Genomic DNA, 23,419 nt, shown 5'->3' with positions numbered 1-23,419 from the left:
TGCTCATGCGGCCTCGCCCACGGATTCGTCGGCCAGGTCGCGCTGCCGGTGCGTCTGCGCCAGCTGTTCGAGCGCGATGGCATCGGCGCTGGCCTCGCGCAGCACGGCGGCGAGCGCCGCGGGTGTCGGGTGGTCGAACACCACGCCGGCCGCCACCTCGACCTGCAGCAGCTTGCGGATGCGCGCCACCAGCTTGATGACCTGCAGCGAGTGGCCGCCGAGTTCGAAGAAGTCGTCCTCCACGCCGACCGGGCCGCTGCCCAGCAGCGTGGCCATGCCGTCGGCGAGCAGCGCTTCGAGCGCATCACGCGGCGCCGCGATGACGCGCCGTGGCGCTTCGGCCGGGGCCGACGCCGCCAGCGCGAGCCGGTCGATCTTGCCGTTCGGCAAGCGCGCGAAGGCGCTCACGGCCGTGCAGCTCGCGGGCACCATGTGCGCGGGCAGCAACGCGGCGAGTTGCTCGCGCAGCGCGCGGCCATCGGCCGCCTCGCTGTCGCCGACAAAGAAGGCGGCGAGCGTGGTCGCACCGGCCGCATCGGGCACGGCCAGCACCACCGCCTGGCGCACGCCGGGCCGCGCCAGCAGCGCCGCCTCGACCTCGGCCGGCTCGACGCGGTAGCCGTGGACCTTCACTTGGTGATCGGCGCGCCCCGCCAGGCGCAAGCCGCCTTCGGGCAGCACCCACGCGAGGTCGCCCGTGCGATAGAGGCGCTCACCGGCGCGGAACGGGTCCGCGACGAACACGTCAGCGTTCGCGCGGTTCAGGTAGCCGCGGCACAGCTGCGCCCCGCCGATGTACACCTCTCCTAGCCCGCCCGCCGGCACAAGGCCGCGCGACGCATCGAGCACGCGCACGCGGTTGTTCGCGAGCACACGCGTCAGCGGCAGCTGCTCGGGCACGGGCGCGCCGGGTTCGACGGCATGCACCATGACGCCGACCGTGGCCTCGGTCGGCCCGTAGTGGTTGTAGATGGCGCACTGCGGCGCCAGCCGCGCGATGCGCTCGACCAGCGCGCGCGGCGCGGCCTCGCCGCCCAGCACCAGCGTGCGCGGCAGGCAGGGCGCGGCGCTTTCGAGCAGCGCTTCGAGGTGCGAGGGCACGATCTTCAGTGCGTCGATGGCGCGTGTGCGCATGAAGCGCGCGAAGGCCTCGGCGTCCTTGGCCTCGTGCGGCGCGGCAACGACGAGGCAGGCGCCGTTGTGGAACGCGCCGAACAGCGCGGTGTTGCCCAGGTCGGCCGCCACCGAGCTGGTGAGCGCCCAGCGGCGGCAGGTGTCGAGCTGCATCGCCGCCGAAGCCGCCGCCACGTAGTTCTGCAGCTGGCCCTGCTCGACGGCCACGCCCTTGGGCGTGCCGGTGGAGCCGGAGGTGTAGAGCACGTAGGCGAGGTCGCTCGGTGCGGCGATGTGCAATGCAGCTTGCGTCTCGGGCAGCGTGGCCGCATCGGGCAGCGCCGCGTCGATGGTGAACACCGGCTTCGCATCGGCCAGCACCGCCGCGCGACGCGCCTCCGGCCAGTCGGGGTCGAGCGGCAGGTAGGCGGCGCCCGCGCGCCAGACGGCGAGGATCGCCACCGGCAGATCAAGCGCGCGCGGCAGGTTCAGCGCGACGATGGCGCCGGGCACCACGCCCTGCCCTTGCAACCAGCCGGCGACGCGGCCCGTGCGCTGGTCGAGTTCGCGGTAGCTCAGGCGCTGCTCGCCCGCTTCGAGTGCGGGCGCTTCGGGCGTCTCGGTGGCCCAGTGGGCGATGCGCTGCGTGACGGTCTGCGTCCCGACATCGGCCGCGGCTTCTTGCGACTGCAGCAGCAATTCGCGTTCGCGCGGGCCGACCAACGGCAGCGCGCCGAGCGCGGCGTCGGGGCGTTCGACGATGGCGTCCAGCAGGCAGAGGTATTGCATCAGCAGGCGCTGCGCCGCCACCTCGCTGTGGCGTGCGGCATCGGCATGCACCGAGAGCGCAGCGCCGTCGGCGTCCCATGCGATCTGCAGAGCGAGTTCGAAAGCCGGCAGCGGCCCCGGCAGCGCAACCAGTTGCCATTGCGGATCGACGCCGTGGCGGCGCGGTCGTTCGTGGCACGCGAAGCCGACCGCGAGGTGCGTGGCAATGGGCGGCGCCTCGACGGCCCAGTACTCCTGCGCCTCGACATGCGCGGCCAGCGTGCCGTCGACGTTGTCGAACCAGTCGGCAAAGCGCATCTCGGGCGCGGTCTCGACGATGAGCGGCAGCACCTTGTCGAACACGCCGACCGCACCCTGCATCGGCGGGTAGTCGCGGCGGCAGTCGTGCTGCCAGCCGGCGACGAAACGGCCGGTGCCGTCCAGCCGCGCGAGCAGCAGCCACCAGACGGCCTGCAGCAGCGTGTCGGGCTGGGCGCCCAGTGTGTCGGCGCAGGCGGCGATGCGACTCACGAAAGTGGCGTCGACGGATTCGTCAGCACGCACGCGCACAGCCTGCTGGGAGGCAGCCGCTTGCCGGCCGACGAGGCGCGGCGGCGTGAGCGAGGACGCCTGCGCGAGGTAGCGCTGCCAGTAGGCGCGGCCCTCGGCGGCGTCTTCGCCGTCGAGCAGGTCCTGGCGCCAGGTCACGAAGCGCGCATACGGGAACACCTCGGCGGCATCGAAGCTGTTCGCGTCCGCGAAGGCCATGGCGATCTGGTCGAACAGGTGCTGCAGGCTGCCCCGGTCGCCGACCCAGGCATGAACGGAAAGCGCCAGCGTGTGGCGCCCTTCACCGGTGCGTGCGAGCCCGGCATGGACCATCTCACCGCGCGCGATGTCCAACGGCGCGGCTTGCAGGTTCGCCAGCCATTCGATGACCGCAGATTCGGGCGCATCGCGCAGATCGGCGTTCCTCCAGGCCAGCGGCGCCATGCCCTCGGTGTACTGCTGGCGCAGCCCCCGGTAGCCCGGCACCGCGCGGATGGCACTGCACAGGGCGCCGTGCGCGCCCAGTACGCGCGCCACCACGTCGCGCAGGCGCGCAGCGTCGAGCCCGCCCTCGATGTCGGCGCGCAGCAGCAGGCGCGGCGCATCGGCCGGCACGGCGCGTTGTTCAGGGCTCAGCGGGAAGGTCGTGTCGTCGAAGTGGTCGGTCATGGTCGTCATTTCGTTCAGGCGCCTTGTTCGTCGGCCAGGCGGGACTCGGCGCCGCGCGCACCGTCGTCGAGCGCGGCGCGGTCGAACATCGCGCCCATCGCCACCACGATCTTTCGCGGGCCCTCGAAGGGGTCGCGCGCATGGGCGGCGAGCATGTTGTCGAGCATCACGACGTCGCCTTGGCGCCAGTCGAAGCGCACGGCGCAGGCCTCGTAGGCCTCGCCGACGATGGCCATGGTCTCGTCCGCGATGGGCGAGCCGTCGCCGTAGGTCACATGGCGCGGCAGGCGCTCGACACCGCCCATGGCCAGCAGGTCTTCGCGCACCTGCGCTTCGAGGCAGGCGACGTGGTGCAGCTGCACCTGGTTGAAGAACACGCGCTCGCCGGTCAGCGGGTGGCGGATCACGGCGGGGCAGCGAGTGCGCGTCTGCAGCGTGTCGCCGTCGAACCAGCGCCATTCGATGCCGGCAGCGGCCAGGCGGGCCTCGACGTCTTCGCGGTGATCGGTCTTGTAGAAGTCCTGCCAGCTCACGTCCAGGCCGGGCGTGAAGGTGCGCACGTACTGCAGCCCCTTGCGCTCGAAACCGGCGACCACCTCGGCCGGCAGACGGCGCAGCATCTCGCGGCAGTCGACGATGGGCGTGGCGCCGCCCACGGGCGACGGCAGCTCGCAGAAGAACCACTGCTTGCGCGGCCAGCGGTCCAGGTGCGCGCTCTCGTTGTGGAACAGGATCATCTGGCGCTCGGGGTATGGCGTGGAGCGGTAGGTCTTCTTGCCGCCCTCCTTCTTGGGCAGGTCGCCGTAGCTGTCGTACAGCTCGGGCTCGATGGCCTCGGCGAAGGCCTCGAAATCCTGCGGGGTCTTCAGGCCGAAGTCGCGGAACAGGATGCCGCCGTGCTTCGCCACCAGCATCTCGATGTAGTCGGCCTGGCCCTTGGCCCAGGCGACGGTGTCGAGCTCGGGGCTGGTGGCCTGCAGCACGATGGGAAATTCGGCGCCGGGCTTCAGGAACGAGGTCTGCACGGCGGGCCGCGCGGCGGCGCGCACGGGGGCGCGGCCGGCGCCCAGGGCGTCGAGCTTTCCAAGTTTGCCGAGCTTGTCCAGTTTCGAGGCCGGGCGGACGTTGGGAGCGTTTGTCATGGCGATGGATTCCTCCGAGGGCATGGGGGCCAGCGCGTCGATGGGCTGGCCAGGTGTGACGACGATCCGCTCCAGCAGCGCATGCCACGAAGCGGTGAAGGTTTCGACGGTCTCCCGCCGGTAGAGGTCGGTGGCGAACACCCACTCGGCGGTGAGCGCGCCGTCGTGTTCGTTGGCGAACACCGCCAGGTCGAACTTGGATTCGTTCATCTGCTGGGGCAGCACCTGGACCTCGGCGCCTTCGATGGCGAACCGGATCTCGGGAGTGTTCTGAAGCACGAAGAGCACCTGCACCAGCGGGTTGCGGTCGCGTGCACGTGGCACGCCCGACAGCTCGACGATGCGGTCGAAGGGCACGTCCTGGTGGTCCATCGCGGCCAGGGTGTCGGCCTTGGTGGCGGCGAGCCATTGCGCGAAGTCGGTGCCAGCCTTCGCGCGGCGCGAGCGCAGCGGCACCACGTTGACGAAGAAGCCGAGCAGCCCTTCGAGGTCCGGGTGGCCGCGGCCCGCGACGTCGGTGCCGATGACGATGTCGTCGGCACCCGAGGCCTGGTGGAAGAACAGGAAGAACGACGACAGCAGCAGCGTGAACAGCGACGTGTCCGACGCCCGCGCGAGCGCGGCCAGCGATTGCGACAGCGCCGGCGACAGCGCGAGCCGCACCGAGTCGCCGGCATGCGTGGGCACAGAGGGGCGTTGGTGGTCGGGCTTGATGCCCGAGGCCTGTGGCGCGCCCGCCAGCCGCTCGCGCCAGAACGCGGCCTTCGGCGCGAAGCTTTCAGAGGCGAGCGCGCGCGCATACCAGGCGGCGTAGTCGGCGTACTGCACGGGCAGCGGCGCCAGTTCCAGCGGCTGGCCGCGCCGCGCGCGCTCATAGAACGCGGCCAGCTCGCGTGCGAACACGGCGATCGACCAGCCGTCGAACACGATGTGGTGCACCACGAGCACCAGCACATGCTCGTGCGCGGCCATGCGCACGACCGTAGCCTGGATGAGCGGGCCCTCGGCCAGCGCGAGCGGCGCACGCACGAGTTCATCGAACAGGGGGCCGTAGCGCGCGCCGTCGTCGAGTGCGATGACGGGAATGTCGAGCGGCGCACCGGGGCGCACGACGGCCATGGGCTCGCCCTCATCGTCCTCGGTGAACACGGTGCGCAGCACCTCGTGGCGCGCGACGATCGCGTCGATGGCGGCGCGCAGCGCGCCGATGTCGAGCTCGCCGTGCAGCGCGAGGCCGGCCGACATGTTGTAGGCCGCGCGGCCGCTGCGGTTGGCAACGTCCGTGAGGCGGTCGACCAGCCAGAGGCGGTGCTGCATCGGCGACAGCGGCAACGCACCGCCGCGCGCGACGGGCGTGATCTCCATCGCGCTGCGCTGCGGCGCGGTGGCGGTCAAAGCGACACCGAGCCGCGCGGCCAGGCCGGCGATGGTCGGCGCCTTGAAGAACTCGCTGGGGTGCAGCTCGGTCGCGTAGCGCTTGCGCACGCGCGACAGCAGCTGGATGGCGACAAGCGAGTCGCCGCCGAGCTCGAACAGGTTGTCGTCCACCCCGATGGGCGCGATGCCCAGGCGCTCGGTCCACAGCGCGGCAAGCGCGGTCTCGACCTCGCCCTGCGGCGCGACGAACGGGGTCTGCAGCGCGGGCCTTGGGTGGGCCGCGCCTGCGGCAGCGGCCGGTGCCTCGTCGCCGAGCAGATCGAGCATGCCGTTGTCGAGCGGGCCCAGGCGCGTGGCCAGGTCGGTGGTCGAGATCACGGTCTGCGCCCGCGCCGGGCCGTTGACGATACGCTCGAAGACGCGCGCGCCTTCGGGGCCGTCCATGCCGATGTCGTCGGGCACGTCCATGTGCGCGGCCATGCCCAGGCCGCGCCAGGCGTCCCAGTTGACCGAGAACACCGGGAACGCGCCGAGCCGTTCGTGCGCGACGGCCACGGCGTCGAGGTAGGCGTTGGCGGCAGCGTAGTCGCTCATGCCCAGGCCGCCGGCCACGCTGGAGATGGACGAGCACAGCAGCACGAAGTCCAGCGGCTGGCCGCGCAGCGCGTCGAACAACACGCGCGTGCCGCGCACCTTGGTCGCGAACACGGTGTCGACCTGCGCGCGCGTGCGCCCGGCCATCATGCCGCCGCCCGCATCGCCGGCCGCGTGCACGACGCCGTGCAGCGGGCCGAAACGCGCGTTCGCCTGTGCGAGGGCGGCGCGCATCGCGTCGGCGTCGGACACATCGGCCGACACGGTGAGCACCTGTGCGCCGAGCGTTTCGAGTTCGAGCAGTTGCTGCAGCCGCGCCTTCAGAGCGGCGGGCGTGCTGTCGGCCGCCACCAGCGCCGGCCAATCCGCGCGCGCCGGCAGCGCCGTGCGGCCCAGCAGCACCAGCCGCGCCTGCCACTGCACGGCCAGGTGCTTCGCCAGCGCGAGGCCGACACCGCCCAGGCCGCCGGTGACGAGGTAGACGCCCTCGCAGCGCAGGCGCGGTCGCGCGGCGGCGCTCAGTGTTGCGGGTTCGTAGGTCTTGATCCAGCGGTGCGCGCCACGGCAGGCCACGAGCGGCTCGCCGGGCTCGGCTTGCAGCGCCGCGGCCTCGGCCACGATCTGCGCGACCAGCCGGCCTTCGGCATCGCTTTCGGGCGCGGGCAGCACGACGTCGATCACGCGGCAGTGCACGCGCGGGTATTCCTGGCCGATCACCTTGCCGATGCCGCGCAGCGTGGCCTTCTCGGGGCACAGCGGCTCGGTGCCGGTGACGTCTTCGAGCTGGTTGGCGACGACGGCGAGCGGCAGCGTGCGCTCGCCCGCGTCGAGCGACTGCACGAGCGCGAGCAGGCTGAAGAAGCTGCGCTCGAGCAGCTCGGCCTGCGGCTGTTGCGCGGGCAGCGCCTCGTCGAGGCTCCAGAGGTGGTAGATGCCGGCGATGGCGCCGAAGTCGGCCGCGATCTCGGTCTGCAGGCGGGCGTGGTCGTCGCGCGCGCCAGGGCGCAGCGTCCAGTGGCCGTGGCCCGTGCGTGCGAAGGCGCTGCCGCGTTCGGCCAGCACCACCGTGCGGCCCTGCGCGCGCAGCTGCCGCACGAGGTGGCCCGTGAGGCTGCGGCTGTCGCCGAGCACGAGCAGACAACCGTTGACATCGGCCGACGGCGCGAGCGCCAGCGGCTCCGTGCGCTGCCACGACGGCACATAGAACGCTTCGACGTTGGTGCGTTGCGGCGCCTTCTCACCACGGGGCACGTCCACCCAGTAGCGGCGGCGCTGGAACGGATACGCCGGCAGCGGCACGCGCCGACGCGCGGCGCCTGCGCGGCAGGCGGCCCAGTCGATGTCCACGCCCGCCACCCACAGCTGGGCCAGCGTCTGCGCGATCTGCTGCGCGTTGCGTGCCTGCTGCTGCGGATGCGCCTGGCTGGCGAGCACGCCGGCGGCGGTGTCGGCCAGCGGATGCTGGCGCGCCAGGCCCGCCAGCGTTTCGCCGGGGCCGACTTCGAGCAGCACGCGGCCCGGCACCTGCAGCAAGGTGCGCACGCCGTCGACGAACTGGACGGTGCCACGCAGGTGCCGCGCCCAGTAGGCGGGGCTCATGGCCTCCTCGGGCGTGATGAGCTGGCCCGTGACGTTCGAGACAAAGGGGATCGTCGGTGGCCGGCGCGGCACCGAGGCGATGAGCGCTTCGAGCGGCGCGAGCAGCGGCTCGGTCATCGCCGAGTGCGAAGCGATCGACACATGCAGCCGGCGCGGCAGGTGGCCCGCCGCGCGCAGCCGCGCCTCGGCGGCCTCGACCGCCTCGCGCGGGCCGGAGATCACGCACAGCTGCTCGGCGTTGGCGGCAGCGAGGTCGCAGCCCGGCGCCAGGAAGGGCGCGAGCGCGGCTTGCGACAGTGGCACGGCGGTCATCGCGCCGGGCGGCATCGACTGCAGCAGGCGTCCGCGCAGGGCCGCGACACGCAGTGCATCTTCGAGGCGGAACACGCCCGCCAGGCAGGCGGCGACGTACTCGCCCAGGCTGTGGCCCATCATCACCGCGGGCCGCACGCCGCGGCGCATCCACCACTGCGCCATCGCGTAGGCGACGACGAAGAGCGCGGGCTGCGCGAGCGCGATGTCGAACAGCTTCGCATCGGCTTCGGCTTCGTTACCGGGCACGGGGAACAGCACGGTGCGCAGGTCGAAGCCCAGCTCGGGTTCCAGCAGTGCGCAGCAGCGGTCGACGTCGTCGCGGAAAGTCGCGTCGTCCTCGTAGAGCGCACGGCCCATCTGGGCGTGCTGTGTGCCGCCGCCCGGAAAGAGGAAGACCACCTCGGGTTCCTGCGCAGGTGCGGCGCGCACGGCCAGGCCTTCGCCCGCCGAGAGCATCTGCACGGCCCCTTCGACGTGGTCGGCCACGACCGCGCTGCGGTGCTCGAAGGCGCGGCGGCCCGCCTGCAGGGTGTGGGCGACATCGGCGAGCGGCAACGCGGGATGCGCGCGCAGGTGATCGGCCATTTGCTGCGCGGCCTGGCGCGTTGCGGGCACGCTGCGGGTCGACAGCGGCAACACCTGCCAGCCAGTCGCTGTGGTTGACGTGGCCACGGGCGGTGCCTCTTCGAGCACGACGTGCACGTTGGTGCCGCCGATGCCGAAGGAGCTGACGCCCGCCCGACGCGGCGTATCGCCCTCGGGCCACGGGCGCGCCTCGGTGTTCACGCGGAACGGGCTGTTCGCGAAATCGATCTGCGGGTTCGGTTGCTCGAAGTGCAGGCTCGGCGGCAGCGTGCGGTGGCGCAGCGCCAGCGTCGCCTTGATGAGCCCCGCCACGCCGGCCGCCGCATCGAGGTGGCCGATGTTGGTCTTGACCGAGCCGATGGCGCAGTAGCCGCAGCGCCCGCCATCGCCGCCGTCGGCGCGGAAGGCCTGCGTGAGCGCGGCCAGCTCGATCGGGTCGCCCAGCGTGGTGCCCGTGCCGTGCGCCTCGACATAGCCGATGGTGTGCGCGGGCACGTCGGCCATCAGCTGCGCCGCGCGGATCGCGCCGGCCTGGCCTTGCACGCTCGGTGCGGTGAAGCCGATCTTGTCGGCGCCGTCGTTGTTGGCGGCCGTGCCCTTGATGACGGCATGGATGGTGTCGCCGTCGCGCAGCGCATCGGCCAGTCGGCGCAGCACGACGATGCCCGCGCCGCTGCCGATCACCGTGCCCGCGGCCTTGGCGTCGAAGGCGCGGCAGTGGCCGTCGGGCGAAAGGATGGCGCCGTTCTGGTAGCGGTAGCCGCCCTCCTGCAGCAGGTTGAGCCACACGCCGCCGGCCAGCGCCATGTCGCAGTCGTGGCTCAGCAGGCCCTGGCAGGCCAGGTGCACGGCCACCAGCGAGGTGGAGCATTCGGTCTGCACGCTCAGGGCCGGGCCGCGCAGGTCGAGCTTGTAGGCCACGCGCGTGCACAGCGAGCCGGCGGAGTTGCCGCTCATGAGGCCCAGCATGTCGGCGATGCCGGTGCCCGCGTCGATGCCGACGGCGGGCAGCAGGTGCTTCATGAGGTAGAGGTTGGGGCCGTCGCCCGCGTAGACGCCGACCGGCGCCCCACCCTTCGGGCCGGTCGGCCAGCCCGCATGGTCCATCGCCTCCCAGGCGCATTCGAGAAAGATGCGCTGCTGCGGATCGAGGTGCTCGGCCTCGCGCGGCGAGTAGCCGAAGAAGCCGGCGTCGAAGCGGTCGAAGCCGTCGAACAGCACGCCGGCCTTCACGTAGTCGGGATCGGCCAGCGCGCGCTCGGGCACGCCGCGCGCGCGCAGTTCGTCGTCGCTGAAGACGGTGACCGACTCGACGCCGTCGCGGATGTTGCGCCAGAAGGCGTCCACGTCGGGCGCGCCGGGAAAGCGGCCGGCCATGCCGACGATGGCGATCTCGAGGCCCGTGGTGTCGGGGGCAGAAGGCGGGGTGTCGTCTTGCGCGTGCATCAGAGGGTTCTTTCCGTGGGTCGGCGGCGTTGCAGCAAGGCGGCGCGCTGCTGTTGCGCGCGCTGCTTCGCCTGCGCGGCGTCGTCGGTGGCGGCGGCGGGGCCGTGCCCCTTCTGCTCGATGTGGCGGGCGAGCGCGCCGACGGTCGGGTACTTGAAGAGGTCGACCACCGCCAAGCCCGGCTGCAAGCGGTCTTCCACCAGCCGGTGCATGCGGATCACGAGCAGCGAGTTGCCGCCGAGGTCGAAGAAGTTGTCGTGCAGGCCGACCTGTTCGACCTTGAGCAGTTCGGCCCAGATCGCGGCCAGCGTCTGCGCGACGTCGCCGCGAGGGGCTTCGTAGCCCTGTGCTCCGGCGACGGCCGGGGCAGGCAATGCGCGGCGGTCGACCTTGCCGTTGGCGCCGAGCGGGAAGCTGTCGAGCACCATCAGCGCGGAGGGCACCATGTAGTCGGGCAGCGCCTGCGCCAGCTGGGTCTTGAGCGTGGTCGCGTCGAGCGATACGCCCGCCGCGGGGGCGACGTAGGCGACGAGCGACGGACCGGTCGCGCCGTCGTGCAGGCACACCAGTGCCTCGCGCACGCCGGGTTGCTCGCGCAAGCGCGCCTCGACCTCGCCGAGTTCGATGCGGAAGCCGCGCACCTTCACCTGGTGGTCTAGGCGCTCGAGGTATTCGAGCTGACCGTCGGTCCGCCAGCGCACGAGGTCACCGGTGCGGTACAGGCGCGCCCCTGCCACATCAAAGGGATCGGCGACGAAGCGCTCGGCCGTCAGGGCCGCGCGTCCGAGGTAGCCGCGCGCCAGGCCTTCGCCCCCGAGGTACAGCTCGCCGGGCACGCCCTGCGGCACGGGCTGCAGATCGGCGTCGAGCACATGGGCGGTGCGGCGGCCGACCGGGCGGCCGATGGGGGCGTAGCCCTGCACGATGGCCTCGGCGTCGGCGGACCACAGGGTCGGCGTGATCACGGCTTCGGTCGGGCCGTAGGCGTTCACGACGCATGCCGGGTGCAGCACGCGGCGGACCAGCGCGAGGTCTCCGCCAGTCCAGGCCTCGCCGCCGAAGAGCGCGAGGCGCACGGCGTGGTGGAACGGCGGCTGGTCCTGCAGCAGCTGGCGCGCGTAGGCCGGCGGCAGGTCGACCACGCTGACGCAGTGGCGTTGGAGCAAGGCGTCGAGTTCGCTGGCGAGCGAGCACCACTGCGGCTGCAGCACCAGCGCGGCGCCGGTGGTCAGCGGCAGCAGGCACTGCTCGATGGCGGCATCGACGTGCGGCAGCGCGAACTGCAGCGAACGATCGCTCGCCGTGAAGCCGCAGGTGTCGGCCATGGCCTGGAGGTGCATCGACAGCGCGCCGTGCGCGACCGCCACGCCCTTGGGGCGGCCGGTGGTGCCCGAGGTGTGGATCACGTAGGCCAGGTGGTGGTCGTGCAGCGTGACTTGCGGGGTCTCGTTCGGTTCGTCGTCGAGCGATGCGTCGTCGACCGTGATGCGCGTGACGGGTCCGTCCACCGAGCTGTGGCTGCCGGTCAGCAACAGCGCGGCGCCGCTGTCTACCAGCAACTGCGACAGCCGCTGCGGCGGGTGTGACGGGTCCATCGGCAGGTAGGTGCCGCCGGCTTTCAGCACGGCGAGCAGGCTGACAACGCGATCGATCGGGGCATCGACGGCCACGGCGACTGGCGTGTCGGGCCGCACGCCGTGGCGCAGCAGGCGGTGCGCGAGGCGGTTGGCGCGGCGGTCGAGTGCGGCGTAGGAGAGCTCGGTGTCGCCGGCGATCAACGCGACGGCATCGGGTGCGCGGCGGACGTGCGCTTCAAACAGGCGATGCGCGGGCGTCGCAGCCAATGCGGACGATGTACCCGTGCCCCAGGCGTGCAATTGCGCCTGCTCTTCGGCAGCGAGCCACGGCGCATCGCCGATGGCGCGGGCCGGGTCGGCCGTCAGCGCGTCGAGCAGCGCGCGGTAGTGCGCGGCCATGCGCGCGACGGTCTCCTCGTCGAACAGCTCGGCCGCCGCGGTGAAGACCGCGCGCACCTGGCCGTCGGCGCGCTCGCGGATGTCGAGCGCGAGTTCGCACTGCGCGGCGCTGTCGTCCATGCGGTACTCGTCGACCGCCAGGCCCGGCAGGCCGCGCAGCACGGCCGTGTCTTCGCGCAGCAGGTTGAACATCACCTGGAACAGCGGGTTGTGACTCAGGCTGCGCTGCGGCTGCAGGGCGTCCACGAGCTGTTCGAACGGCAGGTCCTGGTGGGCCTGCGCGCCGAGCGCGGCCTCGCGGGTCTGCGCCAGCAGTTGCGCGAACGGGGTGCGGCCGTTCAGCGTGGCGCGCAGCACCTGCGTGTTGACGAAGAAGCCGATGAGGCCCGTGGTCTCGGGGCGGTGGCGGTTGGCGACCGGCACGCCCACACGCACATCGGGCTGACCCGTGTAGCGATGCAGCAGCGCCTGGAAGCCCGCGAGCAAGACCATGAACAGCGTGGCGCCATGCGCCTGCGCGGTGGCATGCAGGCGGGCGACGAGGGCCGCGTCGAGGTCGAAAGCGTGCGAGGCCGCGCGGTAGTTCGCGACCGCATAGCGGGGGCGGTCCGTGGGCAAGGCCAGCACGGGGTGCGTGTCGCCGAGCTGGGCGCGCCAGTAGGCCAGTTGCCGTTCGGCCTCGCCCGCGGCGAGCCAGTCGCGTTGCCACGCGGCGTAGTCGGCGTACTGGATCAGTGGCGTGGCGAGCGACGGCGTTTCACCCTTCGCGTGTGCGGCATAGGCGGTACCGAACTCGTCGAGCAGTACCTGCAGCGAGGCGCCGTCGGACACGATGTGGTGCGTGACGATCGCGAGGATGTGGTGCGCGTCGCCGAGCTGGAGCCAGGCCGCGCGCAGCACGGGGCCGGCTGCGAGATCGAAAGGCTCGGCCTGCAGCGCGCGGGTCTGTGCGGCGGCGGCGCCTTCGCGGTCGCCGTCCGGCAGCGCGCGCAGGTCGATGTGGGCGAGCGCCAGCGGCGCCGTCGGCAGCACCTGCTGCCCGACCGTGCCGTCGGCCGCGGTGCGGAACACGGTGCGCAGGCTCTCGTGGCGCGCGAGCAGGCCTTCGAGCGCCGCCTTCATTGCGTCGGCATCCAGCGCGCCGGACAGGCGCAGCGCCACGCCCACGTGGTAGGCGCTGTTCTGCGGATCGAGCTGCCACAGGAACCACTGGCGCGCCTGCGCATGCGACAGCGCGAGCAGCCCCGTGCGGCGTTCGGCCGGCAAGGCCAGGATCGGCTGGTGCGCGCGGCGTTGGCCGAGTGCCCGCACGCGCCGCAGTTCGCGCGCGAGGTCGCCCAGGCGCGGTTGCTCGAACAGCGCGCGCAGCGGGAAGTCGACGTCCCAGCGCTCGCCGATGCGCGCGGCCACCTGCGTGGCGGCGAGCGAGTTGCCGCCGTGGGTGAAGAAGTGCGCGTCGCGCGCCAGCGGCCGTTCGGTGGGGCGGCGCAGCACCTCGTGCCAGATCGTGGCGAGGGCCTGCTCGACGTCGTCGAGAGCGGCTTCGGATGTGTCGACTGCAGGGGCGCTGCCGCCGAGCACGAAAGCACCGTGCGCGTAGATCGCATAGGCGTCCGCCGTGCGATCGATCCATCCCTGGCGGCAGGCGCCGCGCTGCAGCTTGCCGCTCGTGGTCTTGGGCATGCCGCCCGGGTTGAGCAGCATCACGACCGACAGCGGCTCGCCGCACTGCTCGCTCACGGCGGCGCTCAGCGCCTCGACCAGCACCTCGGGCCGCACCAGCTTCTGGATGCTGCGCGACACCTCGGCCGCGAGGCCGATGCCCTCGCCTTCCGGCCCCTCGACCGCGAAGGCCGCGACGCGGCCCTTGCGCACGGCTTCCACCTCGCGCTCCACTTCGCGCTCGATGTCCTGCGGGTAGAGGTTGTGGCCGCGCACGATGATCATGTCCTTGATGCGGCCGGCCACATAGAGCTGGCCGTCGTGCACGAAGCCCAGGTCGCCGGTGCGCAACCAGCGCGTGCCGTCGTGCTCGACGAAGGTCTGCTGCGACACCTCGGGCTTGTTCCAGTAGCCGCTGCCCAGGCTCGGGCCCGAGGCCCAGATTTCGCCGACGGCGCCGTCCGCGCAGGCAGTCAGCGTGGCGGTGTCGACGATGCGCACCGCATGGTGCGTGACGCTGCGGCCGCAGCCCACGAGCATGGCGCCGCCCTCGTCGCGCACCACGGTGCCTTGCGCCAGACGTGCCTTGTCGAAGGCGTGCGCGACCATGCCGGCGCCGCGGTGCCCGCCCGTGACGAAGAGCGTCGATTCGGCGAGGCCGTAGCAGGGGTAGACCGCTTCGGCCGGAAAGCCTGCGGGCGCGAAGCGTTGCTGGAACGACCGCAGCGTGTCAGCGCGCACCGGCTCGGCGCCGGAGAACGCGAGGCGCCAGGACGACAGGTCGAGCCTTTGCAACTGCGTGTCGGACACGCGGTCCAGGCACAGGCGGTAGGCGAAGTCGGGCCCACCACTGACCGTGGCGCGCAGCCGCGAGACGGCTTCGAGCCAGCGCACGGGGCGCTCGAGAAAGTAGCGCGGCGACATCAGCGCCACCACGGCGCCACGGTGCATCGGCTGCAGCAGGCCGCCGATGAGGCCCATGTCGTGGTTCAGCGGCAGCCAGGTGACGAAGGTGTCGCTCGTGCAGACCGAGAGGCCCTCCTCGATCGCGCGCATGTTCGCCATCAGGTTGGCGTGCGTGACCATGACGCCCTTGGGTGCCGAGGTGGAACCGGAGGTGTATTGCAGGAAGGCGATGTCGGTGGCGGCCGGCGTGTGCGGGCGCCATGCGTCGGCGCCGGTGGCGTCGATCTCGTCCACGGCGATGAGCGTGGCCTGCGCGAAGGCGTCGGCCACGCCTGCCATCGCATCGCGGATGGCGGCGTGGGTCAGCACGCAGCAGGCGCCCGCGTCGGCGGCGATGCCCTCGAGCTTGCCCAGGTGGCGCTTGCGCGTGGACTCGGGCGGGAACACCGGCACGGCGACGAGGCCCGCGTAGAGGCAGGCGAAGAAGCTGACAACGTAGTCGTCGCTGTTGTCCAGCATGATGAGCGCGCGGCCGCCGGGCGCGAAGGCCCGCTGCAGGTGCGCCGCGAGACCGCGCACGCGCGCGTCGAGGGTGCGGTAGCTGATGGGCGTGTCGAGTGCGGCGCCATCGCGGTCGGTGATGGCGATCAAGGCGATGTCGTCGGGGCGCTGCGCGGCGAGGCTGCGCAGGTGGGTCACGAAATCCACGGGATGCATCGGGTTCACAGGGGTTGTTCCTTGGTGTGCCAGGCCAGCGCGGCGGCATAGCCCGGCGGCGCGGACAGCGCCATCGCTTCGATGCCTGCCCACGCGGGCACGGCGCAGTCGACGGCAAGCGCGCCGTGGGCGTCGGGGTGGATGCCGACGCTTTGCAGGTGCTCGGCCATGCCGACGCCGGCGGCTTTCAACACAGCTTCCTTGCCGACCCAGCGTCGGTAGAAGGCGTGTGGCAGGTCGGCGTCGCTGCGGATCTCGCGCTGTTCGCGCGCGGTGAAGGCCATGGCGAGCAGCGCATCGGCGTCGGCCATGAGGTCGCGCGCGCAGGCTTCGATGTCGACGCCGACGCAACGCACGCGCGCCGGATCGGCCAGCGCGATGAGCGCATGGTCGCCGGCGTGCGAGATGTTGAAGAGGGGCACGGCGTTGTCACCCGCTGCTTCGACGTAGGGTTTGCCGTGTGCGTCGGCACGCAGCGGCACCTCCGCCGGACGGCAGGCGAGACGCTGCGCGATCAGGCGGCGCACGGCGGCGCGGGTGTGGGCGAAGCGCACGCGGTCGGCGCGGCGGGCAAAGTGATTCGCGCGTGCGCATTCGTCGGGCGTGAGGTCGGGCCAGGCATCGCCGTCCTCCGCCGCGAGGTCCAGGTCCAGGCGGTGCAACGCGATGCCCGGCGGCAACGGGTCATGCCAGGGCACGAGCCGCATCGACGCCTCCCGCCATCACCGCCGGCGCGAGGTGCCGCGCCAGCGCGGCCAGCACGGAGGTCTCGTGCTGGCGGATGAAGAAATGACCGCCCTCGAACCAATCGAGCGTGAAGCGCGCATGCGCGGTCTCGGCGGCCCAGGCCTGCATGCGCCACGGGGCGATGTCGTCCTGGCGGCCGGCCAGCACATGCAGCGGCACGGGCAGCGGCGCGGGCCCGGTGTGCACGAAGCTGCGGCACAGGCGGTAGTCGGCGCCGAGGGTGTCGAGCGTCATGCGCAGCAGCTCGGGGGTGTCGAAGAGTTCGTCGGGCGTGCCGCCCTGCTTGCGCAGGTCGGCGACGAGGGCCGCGTCGTCGGTGATGTCGAGAAAACGGTCGAGGTCGCGCTGCGAAGGCGCCGCGCTGCCGGAGACGATCAGTGCGCCCGGCAGCGGGCGCTGCTGCTGCCGCTGGTGCTGCGCCATGCCCCAGGCCAGCAGCGCGCCCATGCTGTGGCCGAAGAGCGCGTAGCGGCCGCGCAGCACGCCTTCATGCTCGGCGCACAGCTGCGCGACCATGCGGTCGAAGTCGTCGACGAAGCGCTCGCCCAGGCGCCCGCCGCGGCCCGGCAGCTCGACTGGCACGACCTCGATCCAGCGCGGCAGCGCACGCCGCCAGCGCAGGTACATGGTGGCGCTGGCGCCCGCGCAGGGCAGGCACAGCAGGGGCAGCGAGGCCTGCATGCGGGTCAGGCGGAGGCGTTGTCAGGTTGCTGCTGCGCGGCCATCCAGTCGCGCAGCGACTTGGGGCGCATGTCGGTCCACTGGGCCTCGACGTAGTCGAGCACGGTCTTCTTGTCGCCCTTGACGCCGTCGACGGCGCTCCAGCCGCCGGGCACGGCCTTCCAGTGCGGCCAGATGGAGTACTGCGCTTCGTGGTTGACGAGCACGATGAAGGTCTCGTCCTCGCGGTCGAAACAGCTGGTAGACATGGGCGGTCCTCTTGGTAAGTGCAATGACGGGCAGGGTTTGCCCTTGCGATACAAGACGCGCCGCGAGGCTGGGTGTTTAGTCCCGCATGCATCCAGACCGTGCACGGCTGCGCCGCGGCGAGGGCCGCTGCAGGAGCTGCGAAAAAAGAGGGAGCGGGCTAGCGGGCCGCGTCTTCGGCGTCCGGCGAAGGGACGTCGTGCGCGGGCGGCACCAGGCCGACGAGCTGCCAGAGGCGGGCCGCCTCATCGTAGGCCTGGCGATGGGCGGGATCGGCGGCGAGCCAGTGCGCGAGCTCGACGCTCGCGGCGGCGTCGAGCGCGCCCTCGCCGGCGTGCTGGCGGCGAACCCACGCCCAAGCGGTCTGCCAGGTGGGGTCGCTTTGCGTGTCGTTGGGGCTGCTCATCGGCGGCCATCGTAGCGCCGATGCGGTGCGTCGGAAAAATCAGCCGGCCTGCACGAGGTAGCGGCAGCTTTCGAGTGCGGCGTCGGCGTCCTTGATCATGAAGTTCACGAGCGTGGCGGAGCAGCCCAGGCGCGTGGCGATCTCGCGCTGGGTCAGGCCACTGAGGCGGTTGAGTTCGAATGCGAGGCGGGTGCGTGGCGGCAGCGCTTCGAGCACGCGGTCGATGGCCACCAGCGCCTGCCGGCCGCCGAGCACGCGGTCGGGCGCGTCATTGCTGCTGGGCGGGCTCACGAGTTCGACGTCGTCGCAGTAGGTGCGGTAGCTGGCCTCCACGGAATGGTGGCGGTGGTAGTCGACCGCCACGTTGCGCACCACCTGGCAGCAGTAACCGAGCGGCTTGCGGACATCGCGCACCGAAGCGCCGTCGGCGAGCTTCAGGTAGGCGTCCTGCAGCACTTCGTCTGCGAGGTCAGCGGTGCGGACGATCTTTTGCGCGACGCGCTGGAGCTGGGCACGGTTGGCGATGAAGACCTCCCCCAGCGTGGGCGCGGACGGGGAAAGCGACAGATCCATGGGTACTCCTGAAGTGTTCAAGGGCAAAGATGCAAATAAGAACTATTACCATTTGATGACGCAAAAGGGCCCTGTTTTTCCCAGTGACGCCTTCTCGTCTCTCTCCCTGTCTAGACGTTCGAGCGGCCGAAACCGAGACACCTAAAATTCCGCCCCTTACATCGCACCCGTACCCATGAACATCGTCGTCAACGAAGAACTCAAAGCCTATATCGATCCCTTGACGCCGGAGGAGTACGAAGCCCTCGAACGCAGCATCCTCACCGAAGGCTGCCGCGACGCGCTGGTGCTGTGGGGCGACGTGCTGGTGGACGGCCACAACCGCTACGGCATCTGCCAGAAGCACGGCCTGCCCTTTCAGACCGTGCAGAACACGCGCTTCAAGACGCTGCAGGACGTGCACCTGTGGATGATCGACCAGCACCTGGGCCGCCGCAGCATCTCGGACTACCTGCGCGGCGTGCTGGCACTGCGCAAGAAGGACATCGTGGACGAGCGCCGCGCCCGCAGCAGCGCCGCCACGCCGACCACCCCGACCACGGCGGACGACCCGCCCTTCGACGTCGACGACGCGCCCGCTTCGACCGCCACTCCCGCTTCCGACGAAGCCCTGCCGCCGCCCGTGCCGCTGAACAGCCGCGAGGCCATCGCCCGCGCCGCGCGCCTGAGCAGCAGCCAGGTCGTGATGATCGAGAAGATCCAGAAGCAGGCCGCGCCCGAGCTGGTGGCGGCCGTGAAATCGGGCGTGATTTCGATCAACACGGCCGCGGCCGTCGCCTCGCTGCCCGCCGAAGAGCAGGTGACAGCCGCCAACGCCGGCAAGGACGAGCTGAAGCAGGCCGCCAAGCGCGTGCGCGAGGCCAAGCGCAAGCCGCGCGAAGCGGCGCCCGAAACCGAAGAAGGCGCCGAACCGGCGGCGCTCGACGCCATGCAGCAACTGCAACAGCGCGTGGCCGAGCTCACGGCCGAGAACGCGGACCTGCGCCGGCAAGTGGCCGAGCTGCAGGCCCAGCTGGCGCACTGACGCCCCGGCGGGCGCCCTTCCCCCCGCCCGCCGCTTTCACCGCCCTCTCCCTGAAACCTCGCGCGCCGCGCTGCGGCACGCGAGGTTTTGTCGCGTCCGCGACCCACTGAAAACAGTTGTTCGTAATCTTGTGTTTTTATTTGCAACAAGTGTTATATTTTTGACGCCACCTCCAAACAAACACTTTAGTTCTCCCAGCCAGCGTTGCGATCGGCGTCTCCGTCCAACTTCTTACAGTGAGTGCTTAAGTTGCAAAAAGAACGGCGATGCCGCCTCCAATCGGTGTTTTCGATGCGGTTGAACGCAACATCCCACAGCGGCCGGCCGATGTGCACGGTGGTGCGGAGGCTGCATGACGGCCGTTAACACCGTTCCCAAAAGTCAACGCGCCCTGCTGAGCTACAGCGTCGAGGGGCTGCCGCACCGCGAAGAAGTGCTGCTCAAGTCGCTGATCCGGCTGCTCGACCACCGCACGCACCAGAACTGGTCATGGAAAGCTGAACAGGCCGACCTGCGGGTCGTCGGCGACCAGGTCGCCCTTGCCGCCGCCTCGCCGCAACCGGCGGTGCCCACGCTGACCGTCGCCCATGCAGACCCGCAACGCGGCCCTTTCCTGGCCCTGCCGCTGCACACCGATGCGCTGGAAGTGGCGCTCAACCGCCTCGGCGCGATGGTCGTCCACGCCCGCGGCCTGGGGCTGGCTACGACCGAGGTGCCGATCGGCGAGCACGAAGAATTCCGCATGCTGCGCTGGCCGCCCGCAGCCGTGCTCGAGGCGCCGATCCGCCTGCGGCTGGCCACGCTGATGTCCAACCGGCCGGCGTCGGTGCTGTCGCTGCAGCAGCGCTCGCCCGCCACACGCCAGGAGTGCGCGGATTTCCTGGCCGACCTGCAACGCGCCGGCCTGCTCGAACGCGCCGCCAGCCCCGGCGTACTTGTGGCCGCCTCGGCCCCCGACAGCGTCTTTCCCGACAGCCGCTTCCCGGCACCCGCCCGCGACACCGTGCAGCCCGGCCTGCTCGCACGCATCAGGAACCGACTCGGCTTGCTGCCGTCAGGCCCTCAATGACCGTAGAACACAAGATCCTCTTCACCGGCACCATGGGCGCCGGCAAAACCACGGCCATCGCCGGCGTGAGCGAGATCCCGCCCGTGAGCACCGACGTGCGCAACAGCGACACCTCGGTCGCCAAGGCCACCACCACGGTCGGCCTGGACTACGGCGAGCTCACGCTCGACAACGGCGAGAAGCTGCGCCTGTACGGCACCCCCGGCCAGATGCGCTTCGACTTCATGTGGCGCATCCTGGGGCGCGGCGCGCTCGGCGTGGTGATCCTGGTGGACAACAGCCGCCCCGATCCGCTGGCCGACCTCGACATCTACCTGGACGGCTTCGCCGAACTCATCGCGCAGACCGCCTGCGTGGTGGCGGTGGGCCGCATGGAAACGCACCCGAGCCCCGGCATCGACGCCTACGCCCGCCGCATGGAGGCCAAGGGCGTCGTGTGCCCGGTGCTGCCGGCCAACGTCACCGATGCGCAGCAGGTCGTGCAGCTGCTGGAACTGCTCCTGCTCCAGCTCGAGGTCTGAACGCAGGACGTCCCCTCTTTTTCTCCTTTTCCTTCCATTCAGGCAGCAATGAACATCACTCCAAGAATCAGGCTTGCAGCGGAATCGGCCATCGACACCCTGATGCGGGAAATCAAGGGCGTGAAGGCCGTGGTGATCTCGACCGAAGACGGCCTGGAGCTGGCCGCGCGCGTCGAGAACACCGCGCAGGTCGCGCGCCTGTCGGCCATTGCCAGTTCGCTGGCCGCGCTGGGCGCCGTGGCCGGCGAGGAAAGCCAGCTGGGCCACTGCGACAACGTGGCGATCGAGGCCACGCACGGCCACATCCTCATGCTGCAGGCGCGGCACCCCGAGATGACGCTGATCGTGAGCGTGGTCACCAGCCGCGAAGCCATCATCGGCCAGGTCCTGTACTTCGCGAAACAGGCAACGCAGCTGCTGCAGCACGCCTGACGCCGGGCGCCGGCGCACCACACCCATTCGACACCGGCAGCCGCCCATTCCCTTCGCCCGGGCGGCCGCCGACTTTCAGGGGCGAGGACTAGGAAAGATTTCGATGGCAAATATCAAGCAATCCATGGACGACCTGATGACCTGCGACGGCGCCCTGTGCGCGGCGCTGGTCGATTCGAGCAGCGGCATGATCCTGGGCCAGATCGGCTCGGGCGTCGATCTCGAGGTGGCCGCCGCCGGCAACACCGAAGTGGTCCGCGCCAAGCTGCGCACCATGCGCGACCTCGGCCTGAACGACAACATCGAAGACATGCTGATCACGCTCGGCAAGCAGTACCACATCATCCGCCCGATGCAGAAGAAGGAAGGCCTGTTCGTCTACCTGGTGCTGGACAAGACCAAGTCGAACCTGGCCATGGCGCGCCGCAAGACGCTCGATGTCGAACAAGGCATGACGGTCTGAGCAGCCCCCTGCGTCCCGCGCGGCAGTTCCGCCGCGCGGACGCATCAGGCGCACATCAAGCGCGCGTCAGCAACGTGTTCGACGGCAGCGTCTCGTCGAGCAGCTTGCGCGCCGTTTCCACGCCCGCCACCGGCAGCAGCGCCGCGTCGAGCAGGCCCACCTGCACCAGCACGCTCGCCTGGTCCCAGTAGATGTGCTCGTGGTAGAGCTTGTCGCCGCGGAACTTGATGACCGCGAGCAGCGGGATCTCCACGCGCTTTCCGGTGGGCGCCACGCCGGGCAGCATCCACGGGATCTCGGTGGTGTGGGTGAAGCAGAACAGCATCTCGTCGACCACCTGCGTCGCGCCCACGGTGCGCGAGATCGGCACCAGCGAGGTGTCGGGCGGGTTGCTGTTGACGAAGTGATTCGTGTAGAACGCGTGCAGGTTCTTGTAGCCCACGCCGCCGGTCATGGTCGGGATGTGGTTCACATAGGGCTCGGCCACCATGGTGCCCATGGTGTCGTCCACGTTGCGGGTGCCGAACTCGTACTCGCAGTGCTTGTCCCACAGCGCCGCCAGGTCGTAGTTGGGGCCGATGGCCGACTTCAGCGCGGCCACGCTGCGCTCGTGCGCCATGAGCGCCGAGGCACGGTGGAAGTGCTCGCCGCCCACACGCGCAAAGGCGTGGTCGACGCCGGGGTACACATGCACCTCGACATTCGGCCGGCCGTGCAGGGTCTGCACGATGCGGTCGCGCGCCTCGGGCGGGCAGAAGCCGTCGAGCTCGGCCACGTGCAGCGCCAGCTTGCAGCGGATGCGGTCGGCCTCGTCGAGCGCGGCGTCGATGCCCACGCCGTAGTAGCCCACGGCCACGTCCGCGTCGGTGCGGCAGGCCGCCAGGTAGGCGAGCTTGCCGCCCAGGCAGAAGCCGAGCACGCCGACCTTGCCGCCGGGCACCTCGGGGCGCTGGCGCAGCGCGGTGATCGCGGACTGCATGTCCTGCATGCCGAGCGCTTCGTCGAAGCCCTGGTACAGCGCGAAGGCGCGCTGCCAGTCGTCGGGCGTGTAGCCCAGCTGCACGTCGGGCTGCTGGCGCCAGAACAGGTCGGGCACGAGCACCACGTAGCCTTCCTCGGCGTAGTAGTCGGCCACGTCACGCATGGTCTTGTTGACGCCGAAGATTTCCTGCGCGAGCACCAGGCCCGGGCCGGTGCCGCCGCGCGGCAGGGCCAGGTAGGCGCCGAAGCTGCCGCTGCCGTCGGCGGCCTGGATGCGGATGTCTTGCGACGAGGAGATGGATGCCTTGTTCTGCATGGGTGTGTGACTCCGTTCAATGCTCAAAGGTGGACGTGGGGAACCAGGGGCTCACTGTACGCATTCCGGATGGCGCGTCGTGACCTGGTAGTAGCCCGAGTGAAAAACCAGCGGCTCGCCGTCGAAGCGTTCGTAGCCTTCGACCTCGCCGATGAAGATCAGGTGGTCGCCGCCGTCGTACTGGCGCACGTTGCGGCATACGAAGCGCGCGAGCACGCCGTTGAGCAGCGGCACGCCGGCCGTGCCTTCGCAGCAGTCGACGCCGCCGAACTTGTCGGCCTGCGGTGTCGAGAACTGGCGCGACAGGTGGTGCTGCGGCGCGGCCAGCACGTTGATCGCGAAGTGGCTCGCGCCGGTGAAATCGGCCACGCTGGGCGCCTGCCGCGCCAGGCTCCACAGCACCAGCGGCGGATCGAGCGACACCGACGAGAACGAGTTGGCCGTCATGCCCACGCGGCGCCCGTCGAGCGCGCGCGTGGTGATCACGGTGACGCCGGTGCTGAACTGGCCGAGCGCCTTGCGGAAGTCGCGCCGGTCGAAGC

The 23,419-nt window shown here is 71.0% G+C and carries 14 protein-coding genes and 1 pseudogene; 5 read left to right on the top strand and 10 right to left on the bottom strand.

The features are described 5' to 3' along the window. Positions 1 to 3 precede the first annotated feature (3 nt). The 8 genes from AC1RLW_RS14335 to AC1RLW_RS14300 form a co-directional block, all read right to left on the bottom strand. A complete protein-coding gene (locus AC1RLW_RS14335) occupies positions 4 to 3,108 on the bottom strand; it encodes a non-ribosomal peptide synthetase (protein ID WP_493193574.1) in 3,105 nt (1,034 codons plus the stop codon). A gap of 5 nt (positions 3,109 to 3,113) precedes the next feature. Continuing rightward, positions 3,114 to 10,157, bottom strand: coding sequence for an SDR family NAD(P)-dependent oxidoreductase (locus AC1RLW_RS14330; RefSeq protein ID WP_493193572.1), 7,044 nt, complete (start codon positions 10,155 to 10,157; stop codon positions 3,114 to 3,116). Then, on the bottom strand, positions 10,157 to 15,418 hold the full coding sequence (locus AC1RLW_RS14325) for an amino acid adenylation domain-containing protein (RefSeq protein WP_493193570.1): 5,262 nt from the start codon (positions 15,416 to 15,418) through the stop codon (positions 10,157 to 10,159). Before AC1RLW_RS14325 ends, AC1RLW_RS14330 begins: the two co-directional genes overlap by 1 nt. A 5-nt stretch (positions 15,419 to 15,423) precedes the next feature. Next, positions 15,424 to 16,125, bottom strand: a complete 702-nt coding sequence (locus AC1RLW_RS14320; protein ID WP_493193569.1) for a 4'-phosphopantetheinyl transferase family protein — start codon at positions 16,123 to 16,125, stop codon at positions 15,424 to 15,426. Further along, positions 16,103 to 16,846, bottom strand: a complete 744-nt coding sequence (locus AC1RLW_RS14315) for a thioesterase II family protein (protein ID WP_493193567.1) — start codon at positions 16,844 to 16,846, stop codon at positions 16,103 to 16,105. Before AC1RLW_RS14315 ends, AC1RLW_RS14320 begins: the two co-directional genes overlap by 23 nt. Positions 16,847 to 16,851: 5 nt before the next feature. Continuing rightward, positions 16,852 to 17,094, bottom strand: a complete 243-nt coding sequence (locus AC1RLW_RS14310; protein ID WP_493193565.1) for an MbtH family protein — start codon at positions 17,092 to 17,094, stop codon at positions 16,852 to 16,854. A 158-nt stretch (positions 17,095 to 17,252) separates the two neighbouring features. Then, positions 17,253 to 17,498: a FecR/PupR family sigma factor regulator gene (locus AC1RLW_RS14305; RefSeq protein WP_493193563.1), complete on the bottom strand. Its 246-nt coding sequence runs from the start codon at positions 17,496 to 17,498 to the stop codon at positions 17,253 to 17,255. Positions 17,499 to 17,537: 39 nt separating this feature from the next. Further along, complete coding sequence (locus tag AC1RLW_RS14300; protein WP_369629696.1) at positions 17,538 to 18,071, bottom strand: sigma-70 family RNA polymerase sigma factor; 534 nt, start codon at positions 18,069 to 18,071, stop codon at positions 17,538 to 17,540. Between the two features lie 175 nt (positions 18,072 to 18,246). Here AC1RLW_RS14300 and AC1RLW_RS14295 point away from each other — a divergent pair, with 175 nt between their 5' ends. The 5 genes from AC1RLW_RS14295 to AC1RLW_RS14275 all read left to right on the top strand — a co-directional run bounded on the left by AC1RLW_RS14295 (position 18,247) and on the right by AC1RLW_RS14275 (position 21,580). Beyond that, positions 18,247 to 19,095, top strand: coding sequence for a plasmid replication/partition related protein (locus AC1RLW_RS14295; RefSeq protein WP_493193560.1), 849 nt, complete (start codon positions 18,247 to 18,249; stop codon positions 19,093 to 19,095). Between the two features lie 352 nt (positions 19,096 to 19,447). Next, complete coding sequence (locus AC1RLW_RS14290) at positions 19,448 to 20,164, top strand: hypothetical protein (protein ID WP_095746311.1); 717 nt, start codon at positions 19,448 to 19,450, stop codon at positions 20,162 to 20,164. Continuing rightward, positions 20,161 to 20,685 (top strand): GTP-binding protein, encoded by a 525-nt coding sequence (locus AC1RLW_RS14285; protein WP_062469903.1) that lies wholly within the window; start codon positions 20,161 to 20,163, stop codon positions 20,683 to 20,685. Before AC1RLW_RS14290 ends, AC1RLW_RS14285 begins: the two co-directional genes overlap by 4 nt. Positions 20,686 to 20,733: 48 nt before the next feature. After that, positions 20,734 to 21,117 carry a roadblock/LC7 domain-containing protein gene (locus AC1RLW_RS14280; protein ID WP_062469906.1) on the top strand — a complete coding sequence of 128 codons (384 nt, stop codon included), beginning with the start codon at positions 20,734 to 20,736 and terminating at the stop codon, positions 21,115 to 21,117. A 103-nt stretch (positions 21,118 to 21,220) separates the two neighbouring features. Continuing rightward, a complete protein-coding gene (locus AC1RLW_RS14275; RefSeq protein WP_062469909.1) occupies positions 21,221 to 21,580 on the top strand; it encodes a hypothetical protein in 360 nt (119 codons plus the stop codon). Between the two features lie 55 nt (positions 21,581 to 21,635). Here the strand turns inward: AC1RLW_RS14275 and AC1RLW_RS14270 are convergent, their stop codons facing one another. Both AC1RLW_RS14270 and AC1RLW_RS14265 read right to left on the bottom strand, forming a co-directional pair. Then, positions 21,636 to 22,877 carry a dienelactone hydrolase family protein gene (locus tag AC1RLW_RS14270; RefSeq protein ID WP_493193557.1) on the bottom strand — a complete coding sequence of 414 codons (1,242 nt, stop codon included), beginning with the start codon at positions 22,875 to 22,877 and terminating at the stop codon, positions 21,636 to 21,638. A gap of 51 nt (positions 22,878 to 22,928) precedes the next feature. After that, positions 22,929 to 23,417, bottom strand: a pseudogene (locus AC1RLW_RS14265) (flavin reductase family protein); the annotation flags it as partial. Positions 23,418 to 23,419: the final 2 nt, after the last annotated feature.

The sequence above is a fragment of the Variovorax sp. GW822-FHT04A09 genome (assembly GCF_058801005.1).
The sequence above is the reverse complement of the archived record's forward strand: the minus strand, read 5'-3'. Positions and strand labels throughout refer to the sequence as shown.